General features: G+C 69.9%; 17 protein-coding genes. 8 read left to right on the top strand and 9 right to left on the bottom strand.

Going from position 1 to position 17,284, the window contains the following annotated elements; all coding sequences use genetic code 11:
- Positions 1-142 precede the first annotated feature (142 nt).
- The 3 genes from ACZYX4_RS04175 to ACZYX4_RS04165 are packed head-to-tail and all read left to right on the top strand — an operon-like array spanning position 143 to position 4,883.
- Entirely contained in the window at positions 143-1,165 is a 1,023-nt protein-coding gene (locus ACZYX4_RS04175) for a 3-oxoacyl-ACP synthase III (RefSeq protein ID WP_463873911.1), read from the top strand.
- Positions 1,159-3,873, top strand: coding sequence for an alpha/beta fold hydrolase (locus ACZYX4_RS04170; RefSeq protein ID WP_463873909.1), 2,715 nt, complete (start codon positions 1,159-1,161; stop codon positions 3,871-3,873). Before ACZYX4_RS04175 ends, ACZYX4_RS04170 begins: the two co-directional genes overlap by 7 nt.
- Positions 3,870-4,883 carry an NAD-dependent epimerase/dehydratase family protein gene (locus ACZYX4_RS04165; protein ID WP_463873908.1) on the top strand — a complete coding sequence of 338 codons (1,014 nt, stop codon included), beginning with the start codon at positions 3,870-3,872 and terminating at the stop codon, positions 4,881-4,883. The genes ACZYX4_RS04170 and ACZYX4_RS04165 overlap by 4 nt, the downstream gene beginning before the upstream one ends.
- Here the strand turns inward: ACZYX4_RS04165 and mutM are convergent.
- From mutM to coaD, 5 genes are all read right to left on the bottom strand, one after another.
- Positions 4,835-5,806, bottom strand: coding sequence for a bifunctional DNA-formamidopyrimidine glycosylase/DNA-(apurinic or apyrimidinic site) lyase (gene mutM, locus ACZYX4_RS04160; RefSeq protein ID WP_463873906.1), 972 nt, complete (start codon positions 5,804-5,806; stop codon positions 4,835-4,837). The two genes, ACZYX4_RS04165 and mutM, sit on opposite strands and share 49 nt — an antisense overlap.
- A 9-nt stretch (positions 5,807-5,815) precedes the next feature.
- A complete protein-coding gene (gene rnc, locus ACZYX4_RS04155) occupies positions 5,816-6,577 on the bottom strand; it encodes a ribonuclease III (protein WP_463873904.1) in 762 nt (253 codons plus the stop codon).
- 21 nt (positions 6,578-6,598) lie between these two features.
- Positions 6,599-6,802: a 50S ribosomal protein L32 gene (gene rpmF / locus ACZYX4_RS04150; RefSeq protein ID WP_009356569.1), complete on the bottom strand. Its 204-nt coding sequence runs from the start codon at positions 6,800-6,802 to the stop codon at positions 6,599-6,601.
- Positions 6,803-6,838: 36 nt separating this feature from the next.
- Positions 6,839-7,363, bottom strand: a complete 525-nt coding sequence (locus ACZYX4_RS04145; RefSeq protein ID WP_463873903.1) for a YceD family protein — start codon at positions 7,361-7,363, stop codon at positions 6,839-6,841.
- A gap of 174 nt (positions 7,364-7,537) precedes the next feature.
- A complete protein-coding gene (coaD, locus tag ACZYX4_RS04140; RefSeq protein WP_463873901.1) occupies positions 7,538-8,038 on the bottom strand; it encodes a pantetheine-phosphate adenylyltransferase in 501 nt (166 codons plus the stop codon).
- A 48-nt stretch (positions 8,039-8,086) separates the two neighbouring features.
- Here coaD and ACZYX4_RS04135 point away from each other — a divergent pair, with 48 nt between their 5' ends.
- From ACZYX4_RS04135 to ACZYX4_RS04120, 4 genes are all read left to right on the top strand, one after another.
- Complete coding sequence (locus ACZYX4_RS04135; protein ID WP_463873900.1) at positions 8,087-8,944, top strand: SDR family NAD(P)-dependent oxidoreductase; 858 nt, start codon at positions 8,087-8,089, stop codon at positions 8,942-8,944.
- The gene (locus tag ACZYX4_RS04130; RefSeq protein WP_463873898.1) at positions 8,941-10,149 is read left to right on the top strand and encodes an aminotransferase class I/II-fold pyridoxal phosphate-dependent enzyme; all 1,209 of its coding nucleotides are present in this window, start codon (positions 8,941-8,943) and stop codon (positions 10,147-10,149) included. The genes ACZYX4_RS04135 and ACZYX4_RS04130 overlap by 4 nt, the downstream gene beginning before the upstream one ends.
- The gene (locus tag ACZYX4_RS04125; RefSeq protein WP_463873897.1) at positions 10,149-10,940 is read left to right on the top strand and encodes a spermidine synthase; all 792 of its coding nucleotides are present in this window, start codon (positions 10,149-10,151) and stop codon (positions 10,938-10,940) included. The genes ACZYX4_RS04130 and ACZYX4_RS04125 overlap by 1 nt, the downstream gene beginning before the upstream one ends.
- Positions 10,941-11,046: 106 nt before the next feature.
- Positions 11,047-11,490 carry a hypothetical protein gene (locus ACZYX4_RS04120; RefSeq protein WP_463873896.1) on the top strand — a complete coding sequence of 148 codons (444 nt, stop codon included), beginning with the start codon at positions 11,047-11,049 and terminating at the stop codon, positions 11,488-11,490.
- A 106-nt stretch (positions 11,491-11,596) separates the two neighbouring features.
- On the opposite strand, the gene rsmD is transcribed toward ACZYX4_RS04120, so the two are convergent.
- Genes rsmD through thiL form a run of 4 tightly spaced genes read right to left on the bottom strand, consistent with a single transcriptional unit; the run spans position 11,597 to position 16,683 of the window.
- Complete coding sequence (rsmD, locus tag ACZYX4_RS04115; RefSeq protein ID WP_463873895.1) at positions 11,597-12,244, bottom strand: 16S rRNA (guanine(966)-N(2))-methyltransferase RsmD; 648 nt, start codon at positions 12,242-12,244, stop codon at positions 11,597-11,599.
- Positions 12,245-12,274: 30 nt separating this feature from the next.
- Positions 12,275-14,542: an ATP-dependent DNA helicase RecG gene (locus ACZYX4_RS04110; RefSeq protein WP_463873894.1), complete on the bottom strand. Its 2,268-nt coding sequence runs from the start codon at positions 14,540-14,542 to the stop codon at positions 12,275-12,277.
- Positions 14,532-15,593, bottom strand: coding sequence for a DAK2 domain-containing protein (locus ACZYX4_RS04105; protein WP_463873962.1), 1,062 nt, complete (start codon positions 15,591-15,593; stop codon positions 14,532-14,534). The genes ACZYX4_RS04110 and ACZYX4_RS04105 overlap by 11 nt, the downstream gene beginning before the upstream one ends.
- A 22-nt stretch (positions 15,594-15,615) precedes the next feature.
- Positions 15,616-16,683, bottom strand: coding sequence for a thiamine-phosphate kinase (gene thiL / locus ACZYX4_RS04100; protein WP_463873893.1), 1,068 nt, complete (start codon positions 16,681-16,683; stop codon positions 15,616-15,618).
- Positions 16,684-16,779: 96 nt separating this feature from the next.
- Between thiL and ACZYX4_RS04095 the strand changes: the two genes are divergently transcribed.
- Entirely contained in the window at positions 16,780-17,283 is a 504-nt protein-coding gene (locus tag ACZYX4_RS04095) for a DUF3515 family protein (protein ID WP_463873892.1), read from the top strand.
- Position 17,284 lies beyond the last annotated feature (1 nt).

Here is a 17,284-nt window from a genome sequence, read left to right as displayed (position 1 = left end):
AGAACCCCGGCAGAGTCGGTGCAGTTGCACCAATGTGCATATGCAGGAATGGATCGGCACCGGGCATAGTTAAGCTCTTGGGCCTGTGCTTGTTGGTGCGGCCAACCGCGAAGCGCAGGACAGACACGAACAGAGGCTTGATGTGATAGGGAATGCAACATTCCGGCACCGGAACACCGCGTTGCTTTCGGTGAGCAGCGTCGAAGCTCCGAGGATCATCAGTTCCACGGATTTCGACCGCAGGCTGGCTGTGACCCTGCGGCGGCTGAAGGTCCCCCCCAAGCTGCTCGAACGGGTCGCCGGCGTCACCCACCGGCGCTGGTGGGCCCCCGGGACATCGTTCGACGACGCCGCCATCGAGGCGGGCGCCAAGGCCCTCGCCGAGTCCGGCATCGAAGCGTCCGAGGTCGGCCTGCTGATCAACACCTCCGTGACGCGGCGCAACCTCGAACCGTCGGTCGCGGTGAAGATCCACCACGGACTGGGCCTGCCGTCGTCGGCCATGAACTTCGACCTGGCCAACGCCTGCCTCGGGTTCGTCAACGGCATGACCCTGGCGGCCAACATGATCGACTCGGGCCAGATCAAGTACGCAGTGATCGTCAACGGCGAGGATGCCCAGGCAACGCAGGAGGCCACCCTGGCCCGGCTGCAGCGGCCCGAGACGACCCGCGAGGACTTCAACCGCGAGTTCGCCACACTCACCCTCGGCTCCGGAGCCGCTGCTGCCGTCCTGGGCCCGGCGGACCAGCACCCGGGAGGGCACCGGATCCTCGGCGGCGTGATGCGCGCCGGCACCGAGCACCATGAACTGTGTGTGGGCGGCATCGACGGCATGGCCACAGACACCAAAGCCCTGCTTGACGGCGGCCTGCAGCTCGTGGTCGATGCCTGGCACGAGGCCCAGCCGGAGTGGAACTGGGCCTCGATGGACCGCTATGTCACGCACCAGGTAAGCAATGCCTATACCCAGGCCATCATCGACGCCATTGACCTGGACCCGGACAAGGTGCCGATCACGTTCCCGCACTGGGGAAATGTGGGCCCGGCCTCGCTCCCCATGACCCTCGCAGCGGAAGCGCAGAGCCTCGGAGCCGGGGACCGCGTGCTGTGCATGGGCGTCGGCTCAGGCCTCAACACCGCCATGGTGGAAATCGTTTGGTAGCCGCCGACTGGCCCGGCGTCGACCCCGAATGGCCGCGCGAAATCGAGGTGGCGTCCACCTCCGCCGCGGACGGGCCCGGAACCGTGCGCCGCTGGCACCTGCTCGACAACGGCGCCCAGCTCTCCCGCCTGGGCCTGACTCCTGCCGGGACCCTGCTGTGCGTGCACGGCAACCCGACCTGGTCCTATTTGTGGCGGACGCTGCTGGCCGCCGGATCCGACCCCGCCCGTCCCTGGCGCGTGGTGGCGGTGGACCAGCTGGATATGGGCTTCTCCGAGCGGACCGGCACGTTCCGGCGCCTGGCGGACCGGATCAACGACCTGGGTGACCTCACCGCCGCGCTCGGGCTGGCCGGCCCGGTCGTCACAGTCGGCCACGACTGGGGCGGTGTGATCAGCCTCGGCTGGGCCTTGGCGCATCCCCAGCAGCTCGCCGGGGTGGTGCTGACCAACACCGCTGTCCACCAGCCCCCGGGATCCCGCATCCCGCCGGCGCTGCGGCTTGCCCTGCACCCTGCCGTGCACCGCTGGGGAACGACGACGTCGGACGCCTTCCTGCGGGTGACGCATTCCCTGGCCCACCCGCCGCTCGCCCCGGAGGTCCGCCGGGCCTTTATGTCCCCCTACCGCGGTGCCGGCCGCCGCGCCGGCGTGGGAAACTTTGTCGCGGACATCCCCGCCGACGCGTCCCATCCCAGCTTCCCGGCGCTTGGCCGCGTCGCCGAAGGGCTGCGCTCGCTGAGGGTTCCGGCCCTGATGCTCTGGGGACCGCGGGACCCGATCTTCTCCGACCGGTATCTGAAGGACCTCATCAGCCGGCTGCCGGACGCGGACGTGCACCGCTTCGAGGGGGCCGGCCACCTGGTCGCGGAAGACCGTGACGTCGCCACCCCCCTCTTCGCGTGGCTGGCCGGCCGCGACGGGGACAGCCGTGCCGGCCGCCAGCGGGCGGACGCCCTGGGCGAGGGCCCGACGCTGCAGGACGCGGCCGGGCCCGCGGAACCCGGCACCGGGCCTCCGCCGCTGTGGGCGCCGCTCACCAGGGCGGCGGAAGGATCCGCGGGCGGGGACACCGCCGTCGCGGAAATGGCCGCGGACGGCAGCGTTGCCCGCTCGCTCAGCTGGCGGGAGCTGGAACAGCGTATCGCCGCCCTCGCCGCGGGCCTGCAGGAAGCCGGGGTTGGGCCCCGCAGCCGGGTGAGCCTGATGGTTCCGCCGGGCGTGGACCTGACCGTGGTCCTCTACGCCTGCCTCCGGCTCGGCGCGGTGGTGGTCGTGGCCGATGCCGGCCTGGGCACCCGGGGGCTCAGCCGCGCCGTCAAGGGCGCCACCCCGGATTTCCTCATCGGCATCGACAAGGCCCTCGCCGCCGCAGCTGTGCTCGGCTGGCCGGGACGGCGCATCAGTGTCCGTGACCTGCCGGCCGCCCGTCGCCGGCTTCTCGCCGTGGAGACCTCCCTCACCGCGCTCGCCCGCCGGGGAGAACTCCTCGCCGGGACGGCGCCGCGACTGCAGGCGCCGGACCCCGACGCGCCCGCCGCTGTGCTCTTCACCTCCGGATCCACCGGCCCCGCCAAGGGCGTGCTCTACACCCACCGGCGGCTGGCGGCGATGCGGGACACCGTGGCCGCGACGCTGGGGATCCGCCCTGGTGCACGCCTGGTGGCGGGCTTCGCGCCTTTCGCCCTGCTGGGACCGGCACTGGGGGCCGTCTCGGTGACACCCGCCATGGACGTAACCGCGCCGGGCACCCTGACGGCCCGCGCACTGGCGGACGCTGCCGCGGCCATCGATGCCAGCGTGGTCTTCGCCTCGCCCGCGGCGCTGCGCAACGTCCTGGCCACCCGGGGCGGCCTGGGCCGGGCCGGACACGAGGCCCTGGGGCGCGTGGAGCTGCTGCTCTCCGCCGGCGCGCCCGTCCCCGAACCATTGCTCGCGGAGGTCCAGCGGCTGCTGCCCCGGGCTTCGCTGCACACCCCCTACGGGATGACCGAGGCGCTGCCCGCCACCGACGTCAGCCTCGAACAGATCCGCGAAGCGGAGGCCGACGCCGCCGCCGGAACCGTGACCGGGGCCGGCAACGGCGTGTGCGTGGGCCGGCCGGTGCACGGCGCCCGTGTGGCCGTCGTCCCGCTCGCCGCGGACGGCACCGCACCCGGGACCGGCTCGGTCACGGATGCAGTCACGGTGGCCGGAGTGACCGGCGAGATCCTCGTCAGCGCCCCGCACGTGAAGGAAGCCTACGACAGGCTCTGGCTGACCCAGCGTGAGAGCGCCCGCACGGCCGGATGGCACCGCACCGGCGACGTCGGGCACTTCGACGCCGCCGGCCGGCTCTGGGTGGAAGGACGCCTCGCGCACGTCGTCACGGCACCGGGTACCGTGGTCACGCCCGTGGGCGCCGAGCAGGCCATCGAACGGCTGGACGACGTCGGGCTGGCCGCCATCGTCGGGGTCGGCCCGTCCGGGACGCAGGCCGTCGTCGCCGTCGTCGAGACCGTGCCGCCCGCCCGCCGCGCCGGCCCTGCCGCGCCGCAGCTCGCCGGGCGCGTCCGCCAGGCGGCCCGCCAGGCAGGCGTCAGCGTCTCCGCGGTGCTCGTTGTCCCCGCCCAGCCGACCGATATCCGCCACAACGCCAAGATCGACAGGACCCGCCTGGCCCGGTGGGCCTCGGCGGTGCTGGCCGGCGGCCGTCCGGGCACGCCATGAGGGTCCTTGTCACCGGCGCCAGCGGCCTGCTCGGACGGGACGTGGCACGGCTGCTGGTGCGCCAGGGCCACACCGTCACCACGTTCCAGCGCCGTCCCGCGGGCGTCGACGGCGCAGCGGACCTCGCCGGGTCCGTCACGGACGGGAACGCCGTCCGCCGCGCCGTCGCCGGCGCCGAGGGCGTCATCCACCTGGCCGCGAAGGTCTCCTTCACCGGCCGCACCGCGGATTTCAACAAGGTGAACGTCGAGGGCACGCGCCGCCTGCTCCGTGCGGCCCGCGCGGCCGGCGTGCGGGACCTGGTGTTCGTCTCGTCCCCGTCGGTGGCCAACTCCGGGGCTGCCATCGCCGGTCTGGGTGCCGAGCCGGCGGACCCGGCCCGCGCGCACGGCGACTACTCCCGCACCAAGGCCGAGGCCGAAGTACTGGCTTTGGCCGCTGACTCGCCCGAACTCCGCGTCGCGGCGGTGCGCCCGCACATCGTCTGGGGCCCCGGCGACACGCAGCTGGTGGAACGGGTGCTGGAGCGGGCCGGCCGCGGCCGCCTGCCGCTGCTGGACGCCGGGGCGGCCCTGATCGACACTACCTACGTGGACAACGCCGCCTCGGCAATCGTCGCCGGGCTGCACCGCATGGAGCACATCCACGGCCGGGCGCTCGTCGTCAGCAACGGCGAACCCCGCCCGGTCGGCGAACTGCTGGCGGGCATCTGCGCCGCCGCCGGCATCCCTGCGCCGTCGTGGACGGTCCCGGGCTGGCTCGCGCGGGCGGCAGGATCGGTGGTGGAGAAGGCCTGGATTCGGGCCGGCCGGGCCGGGGAACCGCCGATGACCGGATTCCTCGCTGAGCAGCTCTCCACCGCCCACTGGTTCGACCAGCGCGAGACCCGCGAACTCCTCAACTGGACCCCCGCCGTGTCACTTGACGAGGGCCTGGCGAGGCTGTCCGGGCACTACGGTTCCTACCAGCGGCCGTTGCGCGGCCTCGGCTGGCAGACGGGGCAGGTGTAGGAGGAGCGGTTCATGAACCGGTCCCGCCGCATCACACTGGCCAGGCCGGCGGCGGCGCAGCGTGTGCACTCCTTGCCCTCGCGGCCGTAGGCGTTGAGCGAGCGGTCGAAGTACCCGGAGGCCCCGTTGACGTTGACGTAGAGGGAGTCGAAGCTGGTGCCGCCGGCCGCCAGGGCGTCGGTCATGACCTCGCGCGCGGCGTCGAGGACACGCCCGGCCTCCGCCCGCCGGAGCGTGTCCGTCGGGCGGGCGAAGTGCAGCCGGGCCTTCCAGAGTGCCTCGTCGGCGTAGATGTTGCCGATTCCCGAGACGAGCCCCTGATCCAGCAGCGCGCGTTTGAGGCCTGTCTTGCGGGTCCGCAGCCGGCGGTAAAACCCGTCGAAGGAGAAATACGGGTCCAGCGGGTCGCGCGCAATGTGGGCGGCTTCCTCGGCGATCAGCGGCAGCGGCGTTTCGGCGAGTCCGCCGGGAGCGCCGTCGGCCGTGGGAATCAGGGAGGTGAGGAAGAGCCCGCCAAAGATCCGCTGGTCCACGAACCGCAGCTGTTCCGGCATGCCGTCGGCGGGGCTGAGGTGCAGCCGCACTTTCAGGTGCTTCTCGTCCGCCACCGGGGCGTCCTGCATCAGGAGCTGGCCGGACATGCCAAGGTGCGCCATCAGGGCCACCGTGGGGGTGGAGGCGCCGGCCGGGCCGGCGCCGGGACCGCCGGCGGGGGTGCCGGCCAGCGGCAGCCAGAGGAACTTGCCCCGCCGGACCACGTCCAGGATACGGGCGCCCTCCAGGTTGCCGGCGAAGTCCTCCGGGCCGAGCTTGTGCCGGCGGACGGAGCGCGGATCCAGCACCTGGGCAGCGGTGATGGTCCGGCCCAGCGCCCATCTCACCAGGCCGCGGCGGACAACTTCGACCTCGGGCAGTTCAGGCACGGTCCGTGCCTAGGCGCCGGTCTGGGTCTGCAGCTGCTGCGCTTCGGGCCCAGCGGCTGGTGCTGGCCCCTTGGTGTCCGTTGTGGCAGCCGACGGCGCCGACAGCCTGCGCCAGGCGTCCGCGGCGGCTTCCTGCTCGGCTTCCTTTTTGGAGTTGCCCGAGCCGGTGCCGTAGTCGTTGCCGCCGATCCGCAGAATGGCCTCAAACGACCGGGCGTGGTCCGGTCCGGAGCCCTCCACAGCGTAGTTGATCGTCCCGAGCTGCCGGCTGGCCGCCAGCTCCTGGATGGAAGTCTTCCAGTCGGTGCCGGCGCCAAGCGCGGCAGCGTCCGCCAGCAGTGGCCCCACCAGGCGCATGACCAGCTGGCGCGCGGTCTCGATGTCATTGGAGACATAGGTGGCGCCAATGAGCGCCTCCATGGTGTCCGCAAGGATGGACGCCTTGTTTTTGCCCTCGGTGAGCTTTTCGCCCTGCCCGAGGTAAATGTATTCACCAAGACCGATGCTGCGGCCGAGGCCCGCGAGGGCCCGGGTGCTCACGACGGCGGAACGGCGCTTGGCCAGGTCCCCTTCGGGCAGGGTCGGGTTGTCACGGTACAACGCGTCGGTGACCGAGAACCCCAGAATGGAGTCACCCAGGAACTCGAGCCGTTCGTTGGTGGGGATGCCGCCGTTTTCGTAGGCGTAGGAACGGTGTGTGAGCGCAAGACGAAGCGTCCCGGCGTCAATAGTGACACCGAGACGCTTCAGAAGCTCTTCAGTTGAAGACATCTTAGTCAGCCAGTTGGCGGATTAGACGTCTGCGACCTTGCGGCCCTTGTATTCAAGGAACAGCGCGGTGCCAGCCGAGTCGGTAACGACCTTTGCCTGGTGCGGCAGGCTGTACGTAACCTGGCCGTTCTCGACAGTCTTCACCAGGTGGGGGGCGGTTGCCTTCCACTGGGAGCGGCGGGCGCGGGTATTCGAGCGAGACATTTTCCGCTTCGGGACAGCCACGGCTAACTCATTTCTCTCTAGTCCAACACTTACAAATCAGTTTTGCCGGTCAGGCTTAGCCAAGTCAGCTAGGGCAGCCCAGCGAGGATCTACCACCTCGTGGTGATGCCCCGGCTCGTCTTCCAGGCGCACTCCACATTCGGAGCAAAGGCCCTGGCAGTCTTCCCGGCACACCGGCTGGAACGGCAGCATGGTTACAACTGCGTCCCGCAACACCGGCTCAAGATCGATCAGATCGTGCTCGATTCGACGTTGCTCTTCTTCGTCTTCTTCATCGGAGAACTCAGCGTCCTCGTAGAAGAAAAGTTCCTGCACATCGACCTCGAGGTCATACGCAAGGGGATCCAGGCATCGGCCGCACTCGCCAGTAACTTCGACGTGCGCGGTTCCTGATACCAAAATTCCTTCGTGTACGGCCTCCAGCCGCAGATCCAACTCGACATCCGAGCCTTCCTGCACGCCAATGAGTGCCACACCGAGATCACCCGGTGCGGGTACATGTTCCGTCAGCGTCCGCATGCTTCCCGGACTGCGTCCGAGGTCCTTGACGTCAAACACCAAGGGCGAACTAGCATCTCGTTTAATGAGAACTCCTGTTGAACATATGACCGACATACTATCTTAGCCTGAACTTACGGACGGACTCAAACCGGGTGCACGCCTGCGGTTCACACCGCAGGCCGCGTTCGATTCGGGCCGCGCAACCGGCAGCAGGCCGCCGAGTACCGATCAAGCTTACCCTCTGCGCGGCTGGTCCCGGACCGGCTCGCCCGAGTTCAGCCGTTTGAGCACCGAGCGGGGCACAAAATCGTCTACATTGCCGCCGAGCGTGAACACTTCCTTGATCAGGGTGGAGGACAAGTGGAGATAGTGGCTCTCGGCGGGCAGGAAGACCGTCTCGACGCCGGTGAGCTGGCGGTTCATCATCGCCATCGGCAGTTCGTAGTCAAAGTCGGAGGAGGAACGGAGCCCCTTGACAATGGCGGACACGCCCCGCTGCCGGCAGTACTCGGCGAGGAGCCCCTCCCCTACCGGCTCCACCACGATGCCGCGCAGGGAGGCCAGGGTTTCCCGGGCCATGTCGATACGCTCCTCCAGCGGAAAGCGGTATTTCTTGGCGTAGTTCGTGGAAACTCCCACTATGACCTCGTCAAAGAGGCCTGCGGCCCTGGCAATGACTTCCAGGTGGCCGTTGTGGATGGGGTCAAAGGAGCCAGGGCATACGGCGCGTCTCATGCACCGAACCTACCGTATTGCCGGCGCGGGCCGGGATAGCATGGCTGCATGTCAGCATCGAGCATTCCTTTCACCGTGTCCGGAGGCGTGGTTCTCGTAACGGGAGCCGCCATGGGAATGGGCCGCCTTTACGCCCTGCGGGCGGCCCGCGAGGGCGCCGGCGTCGTGATTCTCTGGGACGTCGACGCCGGCGGCCTGGCGAAAACCGCCGCCGAAGTCACCGCCCTCGGGGCGCGCGCGGTGGTCCGCCAGGTGGACCTCGCGGACCGCACTGCCATTGCCGACGCCGCGCAGGCGTGCCGCCAGGAGGGGCCGCTGACGCTGCTGATCAACAACGCCGGCATTGTCCGCGGCGCGCTTTTCTGGGAGCACCGCCCGGAGCAGGACATCGCCCTGACCATGGACATCAACGCGCTGGCGCCCATGTACGTCACCCACGCGTTCCTGCCGGGCATGATGGACGACGCCGGCCGGCCGCGCCGGATCCTCAACATCGCCTCCGCCGCGGGCACCGTGTCCAACCCCCGGATGAGCGTCTATGCGGCGTCCAAATGGGCCGTGATCGGCTGGAGCGACTCGCTGCGGCTCGAACTCGAACAGCAGGGCTACAACCACCTCACCGTGACGACGTTCTGCCCCAGCTACATCTCCACCGGAATGTTCGACGGCGCCCGCGGCCCGCTGATGACGCCGCTGATGACGCCGGAGGACGCCGTGGACCGGGCCTGGCGGGCCACCACCGCCGGACGGCCCCAGCTGATCGCCCCGGCTACCGCGCAGCTCGGGAAGGTGCTGCGCGGCCTCCTGCCGGTGCGGGCCTGGGACTTCGTGGGCGGGAAGGTCTTCGGGATCTACTCCACCATGGACAAGTTCACCGGGCGCGGTGAGAAGGCGGACACCCGATGAGCATCCCGGGGCAGTCCCCGTGGCAGCGGACCGCGACCGGCGCCAACCTGCTCTCCCCGGACGGCACGCTCGGCGTCACCATCTTCGAGGAAATGACCACCCTCGCACTGCAGACCGGCGCCATCAACCTTGGACAGGGCTTCCCGGACGAGGACGGCCCCGTGGAGATCAAGGCCGCCGCGCAGGCGGCCATCGCCGCCGGCGCCAACCAGTACGCACCCGGCAAGGGCATTCTTGAGCTGCGCGAGGCGATATCCCTCCACCAGGAGCGCTTCTACGGCCTGGCACCGGACCCGCAGACGGAGATCATCGTCACCACCGGCGCCACCGAGGCCATCGCCGCCTCGCTGCTCGCGCTTGTCGGGCCCGGGGACGAGGTCCTCACCTTTGAGCCGTTCTACGACTCCTACGGCGCCATCATCGGTCTCTCCGGCGCCCGCCACGTCACCGCCCCGCTGCTGGCCCCTGACTTTATGCCGGACCTGGATGCCCTTGAAGCGGCGTTCAGCAGCCGCACCAGGGTGGTGCTGGTCAACAACCCGCACAACCCCACCGGCGCGGTGTTCCCGCGCGAGGTGCTGGAACGCGTCGTCCAGCTGGCCATCCGGCACGACGCCATCATCATCACCGACGAGGTCTACGAACACCTCACCTTCGGTGCCCGGCACATCCCGGTGGCCACCCTGCCGGGCGCCGCTGACCGCACCCTGACCATTTCCTCGGCGGGGAAGACCTTCTCCTTTACCGGCTGGAAGATCGGCTGGCTCAGCGGGCCGGATCATCTGGTCTCCGCGGCCCGCACGGTCAAACAGTTCCTGAGCTACAGCTCCGGCACCCCGTTCCAGAGCGCCATCGCGGCCGGGCTGGGCCTGCCGGATGAGTTTTATGCCGGCATCGCCGATACCCTCCGGCTCAAACGCGACATCCTCAGCGAGGGACTGCGGGCCGCGGGCCTGGACGTCTTCACGCCGCAGGGCACGTACTTCGTCAACGTGGACGTCGCGCCGCTGGGTATCTCCGACGCCGTCGACCTGGCCCGCAGGCTGCCTGCCCTGGTGGGCGTCGCGGCGATTCCGGTGCCGGTGTTCTGCCACCCGGAAGGCGCCGAACGCACCAGGAGCCTGCTGCGCTTCGCGTTCTGCAAACGGATCGATGTGCTGCAGGAAGCCGCCGAACGGCTCGCAACGCTGCGCGACAGGCTCTGATGGCGGACACACCCGCCGCCGCGCGCTTCCTGCGCACCACCGGCCAACACGCCCTGATCGAACCCGATGCCTTCACCGAGGGCGGCTTTGTACTCAGCATCGGCGGGGCGGAACAGTCGCACGTCAACCTGGCGGAGCCCTCGGACATCTTCTATGAGTACCTGCGCAGGATCGGTCACGTCGTGGATCTCGCGGCACCCTGGGGCGAACCCATCACTGCCCTCCACCTCGGCGCCGGGGCGCTGACCCTGGCCCGCTACATCCAGGCCACCCGCCCGGGCTCGGTGCAGTACGCGGTTGAGCTGGAACGGGAACTGCTGGACTTTGTGCTGCAGCAGCTCCCCCTGCCGGAGGGCACGGAGCTGCACACCCTGATCGGCGACGCCAGGGACGCCCTGGCCGAGCTGCCCCCGGACCTGCGCTTCGACGTCGTGATTCTGGACATCTTTTCCGGGCCGGAGGCGCCGGAGCACATCGCCCGCACCGAGTTCTACCTCGAAGCCGCAGCAAAGCTCAGTGCCCGCGGGGTGCTGATCGTCAACGTGGGCGACGAACCCGGGCTCACGCTGGTCCGCAGCCAGGTGGCTGCGCTGCGCCGGGCGATGGCGGACGTCTCCGCCTTTGCCGAGACCGGCATGTTCAGCGGCCGCTACCCGGGCAACATCATCCTGACCGGGACGCAGGGGCCCTGGCCGGAGGTATGGACAGCGGCCCTGACCGCCCGCGGGCCACACCCCGCGAAGGTGCTCACCGGCGTCGGCCTCGACGAACTTTCGGACCAGGCGGGCTGAGCTCCCACGGCTGCCCCAACTGGCGCAGAGCGACCCCATGAAGGCCAAAGGCATCGCACCAATGACAATGCCGGAACACCTCCAGATACGCCAGAAAGGACCTGCCATGGTCTACGACCGAGAGCGTGAGCGGCGCAACGATGCCGTGTACGCCGAACACAAGAGCGCCGTCGCCGCCGGTGAGAAGCGTGTTCTCCGCAAGACCAGCACTGGCGAGCTGCACAGCTATTCAGGTGATGAGATCGGGTTCAGCCCCGGCCGTGGCCAGGCCCAGGTCAGCACCTGGTGGGGTATGGGGATCCTCATGGTCTTCTCAGGAATCATGTTCATTGGGGGCTGCTGGCTGTTCCAGCTCCCCTTGTGGGAGGGAGAAGGGCCTGAATGGGGCGCACTGTGGGTCATTGGCTTCTCGGGATTCTTCACCCCCTATGCGTATATCCTCGCCCGGGATGAGTACCGGGCCACCCAGCTCCGCAAGCGCCGCGGCTCCCCGAAGCCTGGGACCGGCAACGTCGACATTGATCTCTTGGAGCTGGGCCGGAAGGACTGACTCATGGCCTGGTTCATCGGCATACTCGTGGCCTTTCGCTGCCTGGCGGTGGCCATCAGGGTGAGAGGCAATCCCGCCGCGGCCGGGTCTCCCAGTACGGCATCGATCACGGGCCGGAGGTGACCGGACGGGTCTGGGGACCGTCCGGGCCAGCGCCCGGATCCGTCCCGGCATCCGGGCCCTCTTCCGCGCCGGGTTCGGCGAACCAGAGCTTCGTCTCCCCGTACTTGCGTTCCGCGAACCGCTCCATCCCGTCCGGCCAGGACGGCTCGGGAGTCCGGGATGAGCGCTCCACCACAACGACGGCGCCCTCGGCCAGGTGCGGGAGCAGCTTGGCCAGCACCCCGGCCAGTGCCGGTTCGTCGAGGGGGTAGGGCGGATCCAGAAAGGCGAGGTCCCAGCGGACGGCCCCCTGGGTCCGGTCCAGGAACGAGTCGACCTTGGAGCGGTGCACAGTGACGACCTTGCGCCCCGCCACTGTGTTGACGAGGTCCGCGTTGCGCTGGCAGACCTCGCTGGCCTTGCCGTCGAATTCCACCAGGTCCACGCTGCGCGCACCCCGGCTGGCGCTTTCCACGCCGAGGGAACCGGAGCCCGCGTAGAGGTCCAGCACCCGGGCGTCCGCGATCACCTCGAAGGCGTCCAGCCGGGAGAAGAGCGCTTCCTTGACCCGGTCCGTGGTGGGCCGGGTGAGGGATCCCGGGACGCTGACCAGCGTGGTTCCGCCCGCGGCCCCGGCGATGATGCGGCTCACGGCCGTGCCGCCCTGGATGTATGGATGGTGTTAGCCGCGTTCAAGGAACGCCTCCTTTTCCGGATTGAGGTATTCGTCGATCGCCGCGGCGAGGACGGGGTGGGCGCCCAGTGACGGGTCGCCGCCGACGATCGCCTGCGCGTCCTGCCGGGCCCGGGCGATCACGTCCTCGTGTTCAAGGACCCGCAACAGCTTCAGCGTGGACCGGCCGCCGGACTGGGAGGCGCCCAGGATGTCGCCCTCACGGCGCAGTTTGAGGTCCTCCCGGGAGAGTGCGAAGCCGTCGGTGGTGGCCGCGACGGCGTCGAGCCGGCGGCGGCTCGGGTGGCCGGGTTCCAGGGTGGTGACGAGCAGGCAGGTGCCCGGCAGCCCGCCGCGGCCCACCCGGCCGCGGAGCTGGTGGAGCTGGGAGATGCCGAAGCGGTCCGCGTCCAGGATGACCATCAGGGTGGCGTTGTGGACGTCCACGCCGACTTCGATCACGGTGGTGGAGACCAGGAGCTTGGTCTCGTTGGCGGTGAAGGAGGCCATGGTGTCGGATTTCAGCACCGGGTCCTGCCGCCCGTGCAGCGGCGCCAACGGCACACCGGCCAGGGCGGGCTCGTCCCGCAGGAGTTCGACGACGCCGGTCACGGAGGCCAGCTCGCGCGCCCCGTTCCCACCCTCGAGGTCCGCGGCGGACGGTTCGGCCTCGCCGGGGCTGAAGTCGCCGTCGTCGTCCGAGCCGATCTTGGGGCAGACGATGTACACCTGGTGGCCGGCGTCGATCTCTTCCCGGGCCCGGCTCCAGATGCGAGTGGCCCACGCCGGGTGTTCCGCGAGCCCGACGACATGGGTGGTGATGGGCGCGCGGCCGGCCGGAAGTTCGTCGAGGACGGACGTTTCGAGGTCGCCGAACACGGTCATGGCCACGGTTCTGGGGATAGGGGTGGCGGTCATGACCAGCAGGTGCGGAGGTTTGCTGGCCTTGGACCGGAGCACATCGCGCTGTTCGACGCCGAAGCGGTGCTGCTCGTCGACCACGATCAGGCCCAGGTCGTAGAAGGAGACGTTGTCGCTGAGCAGGGCGTGCGTGCCGATGACGATCCCGGCGGTTCCGGAGGCGGCATCCAGCATGGCCTGTTTCCGGGCCGCGGTGGGCATGGAGCCGGTGAGCAGCGTGACCTGGACCGCGTCGGGGCCGAGCCCGCCGAGCATTCCGTCGCGGGACAGCGGGCCGAGGGTGCGGCGGATCGACTCGAAGTGCTGCGCGGCGAGGACCTCGGTGGGGGCGAGCAGGGCGGCCTGTCCCCCCGCGTCCACCACCTGCAGCATGGCGCGCAGGGCCACGATGGTTTTGCCGGAGCCGACCTCGCCCTGGAGCAGCCGGTGCATGGGCGAGTCCTGGGCGAGTTCCGCGGCCAGGGTCTTGCCCACGGCGGTCTGGCCGGCGGTCAGGGTAAACGGCAGCTGCCGGTCGAAGGCGGTCAGCAGAGCCTCCGCGGCGGGCCGGCGGGCGGTGGCCTCCTCGGCGGCGAGCTGGGCGCGGCGCCGGGCGAGGGCGGACTGGAGCACCAGGGCTTCCTGGTAGCGGAAGCGGTCCCGGGCGCGCTGCCAGTCGACGGGGGTCTGCGGGGTGTGGATGAGCCGGTAGGCATCCGCGACGGCCAGGAACTTCTCCCGTGCGGTGATCTCCGCCGGCAACGGGTCGGCCAGGGAGTCCAGGTCCGCGGTGTCCAGCAGCGTGACGATGACCCTATGGATGGACCAGCTGGTCAGTTTGGCGGTCGCCGGGTACACCGGGATGGGCATGGCGGCGAGCGTCTCCGGATCCTTCGCGGTGTCCGGGTCCTCGTCCAGCAGCAGGAAGTCGGGGTTGGTCAGCCCCAAGGCGCCGCCGTAGCGGGTGATCTTTCCGGAGAACAGGGCGCGGCGGCCCGGCTGCAGCTCGGCCTTGGCCCGGAAACCGTTGAAGAAGCTCACCTTCAGGGTCCCGCCGCCCATCCCGGTGCCCAGGGACCCGGCGTCGTCCGTAATGACGACGTCGGTCAGTACGCCGCGGCGGGCGCGCATGGACCGGGTGCTGCTGGACACCACCCGGGCGATCAGGGTGACTTCCTCATCGAGCGGAACCTCGCTGATGGGGGTGAGTTCGCCGCGGTCCAGGTAGCGGCGGGGGAAGTAGTTCAGCAGGCCGCCGACTGTGGTGATGCCGAGGTGCTTTTCAATGGGCGCCGCGGAACGCTTCCCGATCCGGCGTTCCAGGCCCAGACCCAGTTCGGCGTTGGCCAGTCCGGCGTTGGCCAGGTCAGCGTTCATTTCCGTCGGGGACCTGTCCTGCGGGTTCACGGTCACTGTCGCGGCGGGGTTCGGCGTCGGGCACGGCCAGCTCGCTGACGCTGATGTCCGAGGGTTCGCCGACCGAACGGATCAGGGCCACGGCGGGCCCGGCGTGCGGGACGTGGACGTGGACGCGCCAGCGGTAGGCACCGGAGGCGTCGGCCGCCCCGCCGACCTGGCTCATGATGACAGATTCGCCCATTTCGTCGAGCCGCTGGCGCATCATGGCGGCGTCGAGCGGCGACAGGGTGATGGTGCACATGACTTCAACGCCCTCGTCCCGCGGCATGCCGGCGTGGATATGCGGGTCCTGGACGTCGTAGCCGTGCAGCCCGTCCAGCAACCGGTCCTGGAGTTCCTCGCCGAGGACGGCGGAGCGGAGGCAGTCGAGGATCAGCAGCATCCCGACGCCGCCGGCATCCACCACATGGGCGTTATGCAGGGCCTCGAGCTGGTCCTCTGTGCGCACCACGGCCGCGACGGCGGCGTCCACGGCGGCGTCCAGGGCCAGGCCAAGGGTGTGGTTGCTGTCGTCGCCGTCGTGCGCGGAGTCCACGGCGGCCGCGGCCCGGGCTGCGGCTTCCATCACGGAGAGCATGGTGCCGGGAACCGGGTCGCTCAGCGCGGACCAGGCCCTGATCTGGGCCCGGTTCAGCGCGGCGGCCAGCAGCGGGGCGCTGAGCCGGGAGTGGCCGGCGAGGGGTTCCGCGGCGGCGCACAGGAAAACGGCGAAGAGCGTGCCGGAGTTGCCGCGGGCTTTTTCCATCGCGGCCAGGCCGGCCCGGGCGAGGACGGCGCCGACGTCGTTCAGGGCCGGATCCGGCGGCCCGAAGGCATGAACGGACGGATCACCGCCGATCTGCGGTATCGCGGCGGTGTCCAGGCTGTGGAGCGCCTGGGCGGCGGCGCGCGCCGTGAGGTAGAGGTTGGTGCCGGTGTCGCCGTCGGCGACGGGGAAAATGTTGATGGCGTTCAGGCGGTCGCTGTGGTTTCCAAGCGCTGTTTCTGCCTTGCCCAACCACCGCTTCATCGCTTGCGCGTTGGCGGCAATTTTAGTCTGCAAAGTGATCCCATCCCACAGTGTCAGCGGGCCTGCCCGCTATCTTGACGCCCGCGCTGTCCGTTGGTGCGGGGGCTTCTACCGAGCCTATCGCAGTGAAACCGTGAGGCAGCTGACGACCCGGGGGGAATGTGGCCAGCAGTCCGTGGTCCTCCCCGCCGCCCAGGATCCAGGCCATGGGATCCGTACCGAGCAGTCCGGCGGCGGGCAGGAGCGGAACCGCCAGCTGCTCCAGGACCGACGCGTCCAGGTTCAGGACGGCACCGCTGGCGGCTGCCATCCGGTTGCCGTCGCGGACCAGCCCGTCGGAAATGTCCATCATGGCCGTGGCGCCGGAATCCCGGGCCAGCGGTCCTCCCGCGAGCGGCGGCAGGGGCCGGCACTGGATGTCCATCAGGGCACGCTGGTCCTTGGTCAGGACCTCGACCGGGTTTGCCGATTCCAGCAGCGCCAGACCCGCCGCGGCACGCCCCACGGTGCCGGCCAGCGCCAGGATGTCCCCCGCGCGGGCGCCGGAGCGCAGCACGGGCGGGCCGCCGTCGAGGGTACCGAGAATCGCCACACTGACAGCCAGTTCGCGGCCCCGGCCGAGGTCGCCGCCGGCCACGGCGCAGTCCGGGGCGCCCAGTTCCCTGATGCCGGCACTGAGTCCGTCCGCGAAGTCCTCGACCCAGGCGACCCGGGTGTCCGGGGGCATGGTGAGGCTCACGACCAGGGACGTGGCGCGGGCGCCCATGGCGTTGATGTCGCTGAGGTTTTGCGCGGCGGCCTTCCAGCCGACGTCATAGCCGGTGGTCCGGTAGCCGTTGTTCCATTCGAGCCGGAAGTCCTGGTCGGCCACCTGGGTGTCGATGCTGAGGACTGCCCGGCCGTCCGGGGCTGCCACGATGGCGGCGTCATCTCCCGGGCCCAGGATCAGGGACGGGTTGTGTTCCTGGCCGTAATGCAGGCGCGGGAAGATGCGTTCCAGGAGCTGGGATTCGGAGAGCTCCGCCACGGTCAGCGGCGCTTTGGGCTGCAGGGACGCGTTCCGGGGCGGTTCATTCAGGCGTTCGGGCACAGCCCTACGCTACCGCGGCGGTGTGAGAACGGCCGATGTCGTGCATCGCGGGCCGCGCCGTCCAGGGGTCGTCCCGCACAGGGCTAGGCTTAAACCATGCTGCGCTTCCGTTTCCCAACCTCCGCACGTCCGTTCCGCCTGCTGGCCACGGCGGCGGCCGCAGGCCTCGTGCTGAGTGCCTGCTCTCCGGTGGTCGACGTCACGGCCGCCAAGGACGCGGCGAACGCCGCCTGTGCCCCCATGATGGTGGCGCTGCCGGATGCGATCGGCGAGGCCAAACTGCGCAAGACCAACAGCCAGGGAACCGCGGCCTGGGGCGACCCGTCCCTGGTCATTCTGCGCTGCGGGGTCAATGTTCCGGGGCCGACGACCGACAGCTGCGTCAGCGTGAATGGCGTTGACTGGGTCATCAAGGAAGGCGACCCGGTGTGGACACTGACCACGTACGGGCGCGAGCCCGCCACTGAGATCCTGATGGACCCGGACAAGATCAGTTCCGCCACCGTGCTCGCAGACCTCGCCACCGCCGCCGCGAAGGTACCGGCGGCGCGGAACTGCGTGGGCCAGGCGGATCTGCAGAACCTGCCGCCAAGCCAGTAGG

This window comes from Pseudarthrobacter leeuwenhoeki, assembly GCF_055412885.1.
This window is presented reverse-complemented; position numbering and strand designations above follow the sequence as displayed.

Coding starts and splice junctions, on each gene's coding strand:
- ACZYX4_RS04095 (WP_463873892.1), top strand. CDS start 16,780: ATGCTGCGCTTCCGTTTCCCAACCTCCGCACGTCCGTTCCGCCTGCTG.
- ACZYX4_RS04120 (WP_463873896.1), top strand. CDS start 11,047: ATGGTCTACGACCGAGAGCGTGAGCGGCGCAACGATGCCGTGTACGCC.
- ACZYX4_RS04125 (WP_463873897.1), top strand. CDS start 10,149: ATGGCGGACACACCCGCCGCCGCGCGCTTCCTGCGCACCACCGGCCAA.
- ACZYX4_RS04165 (WP_463873908.1), top strand. CDS start 3,870: ATGAGGGTCCTTGTCACCGGCGCCAGCGGCCTGCTCGGACGGGACGTG.
- ACZYX4_RS04130 (WP_463873898.1), top strand. CDS start 8,941: ATGAGCATCCCGGGGCAGTCCCCGTGGCAGCGGACCGCGACCGGCGCC.
- ACZYX4_RS04105 (WP_463873962.1), bottom strand. CDS start 15,593: ATGAAGCGGTGGTTGGGCAAGGCAGAAACAGCGCTTGGAAACCACAGC.
- ACZYX4_RS04110 (WP_463873894.1), bottom strand. CDS start 14,542: ATGAACGCTGACCTGGCCAACGCCGGACTGGCCAACGCCGAACTGGGT.
- ACZYX4_RS04135 (WP_463873900.1), top strand. CDS start 8,087: ATGTCAGCATCGAGCATTCCTTTCACCGTGTCCGGAGGCGTGGTTCTC.
- coaD (WP_463873901.1), bottom strand. CDS start 8,038: ATGAGACGCGCCGTATGCCCTGGCTCCTTTGACCCCATCCACAACGGC.
- rnc (WP_463873904.1), bottom strand. CDS start 6,577: ATGTCTTCAACTGAAGAGCTTCTGAAGCGTCTCGGTGTCACTATTGAC.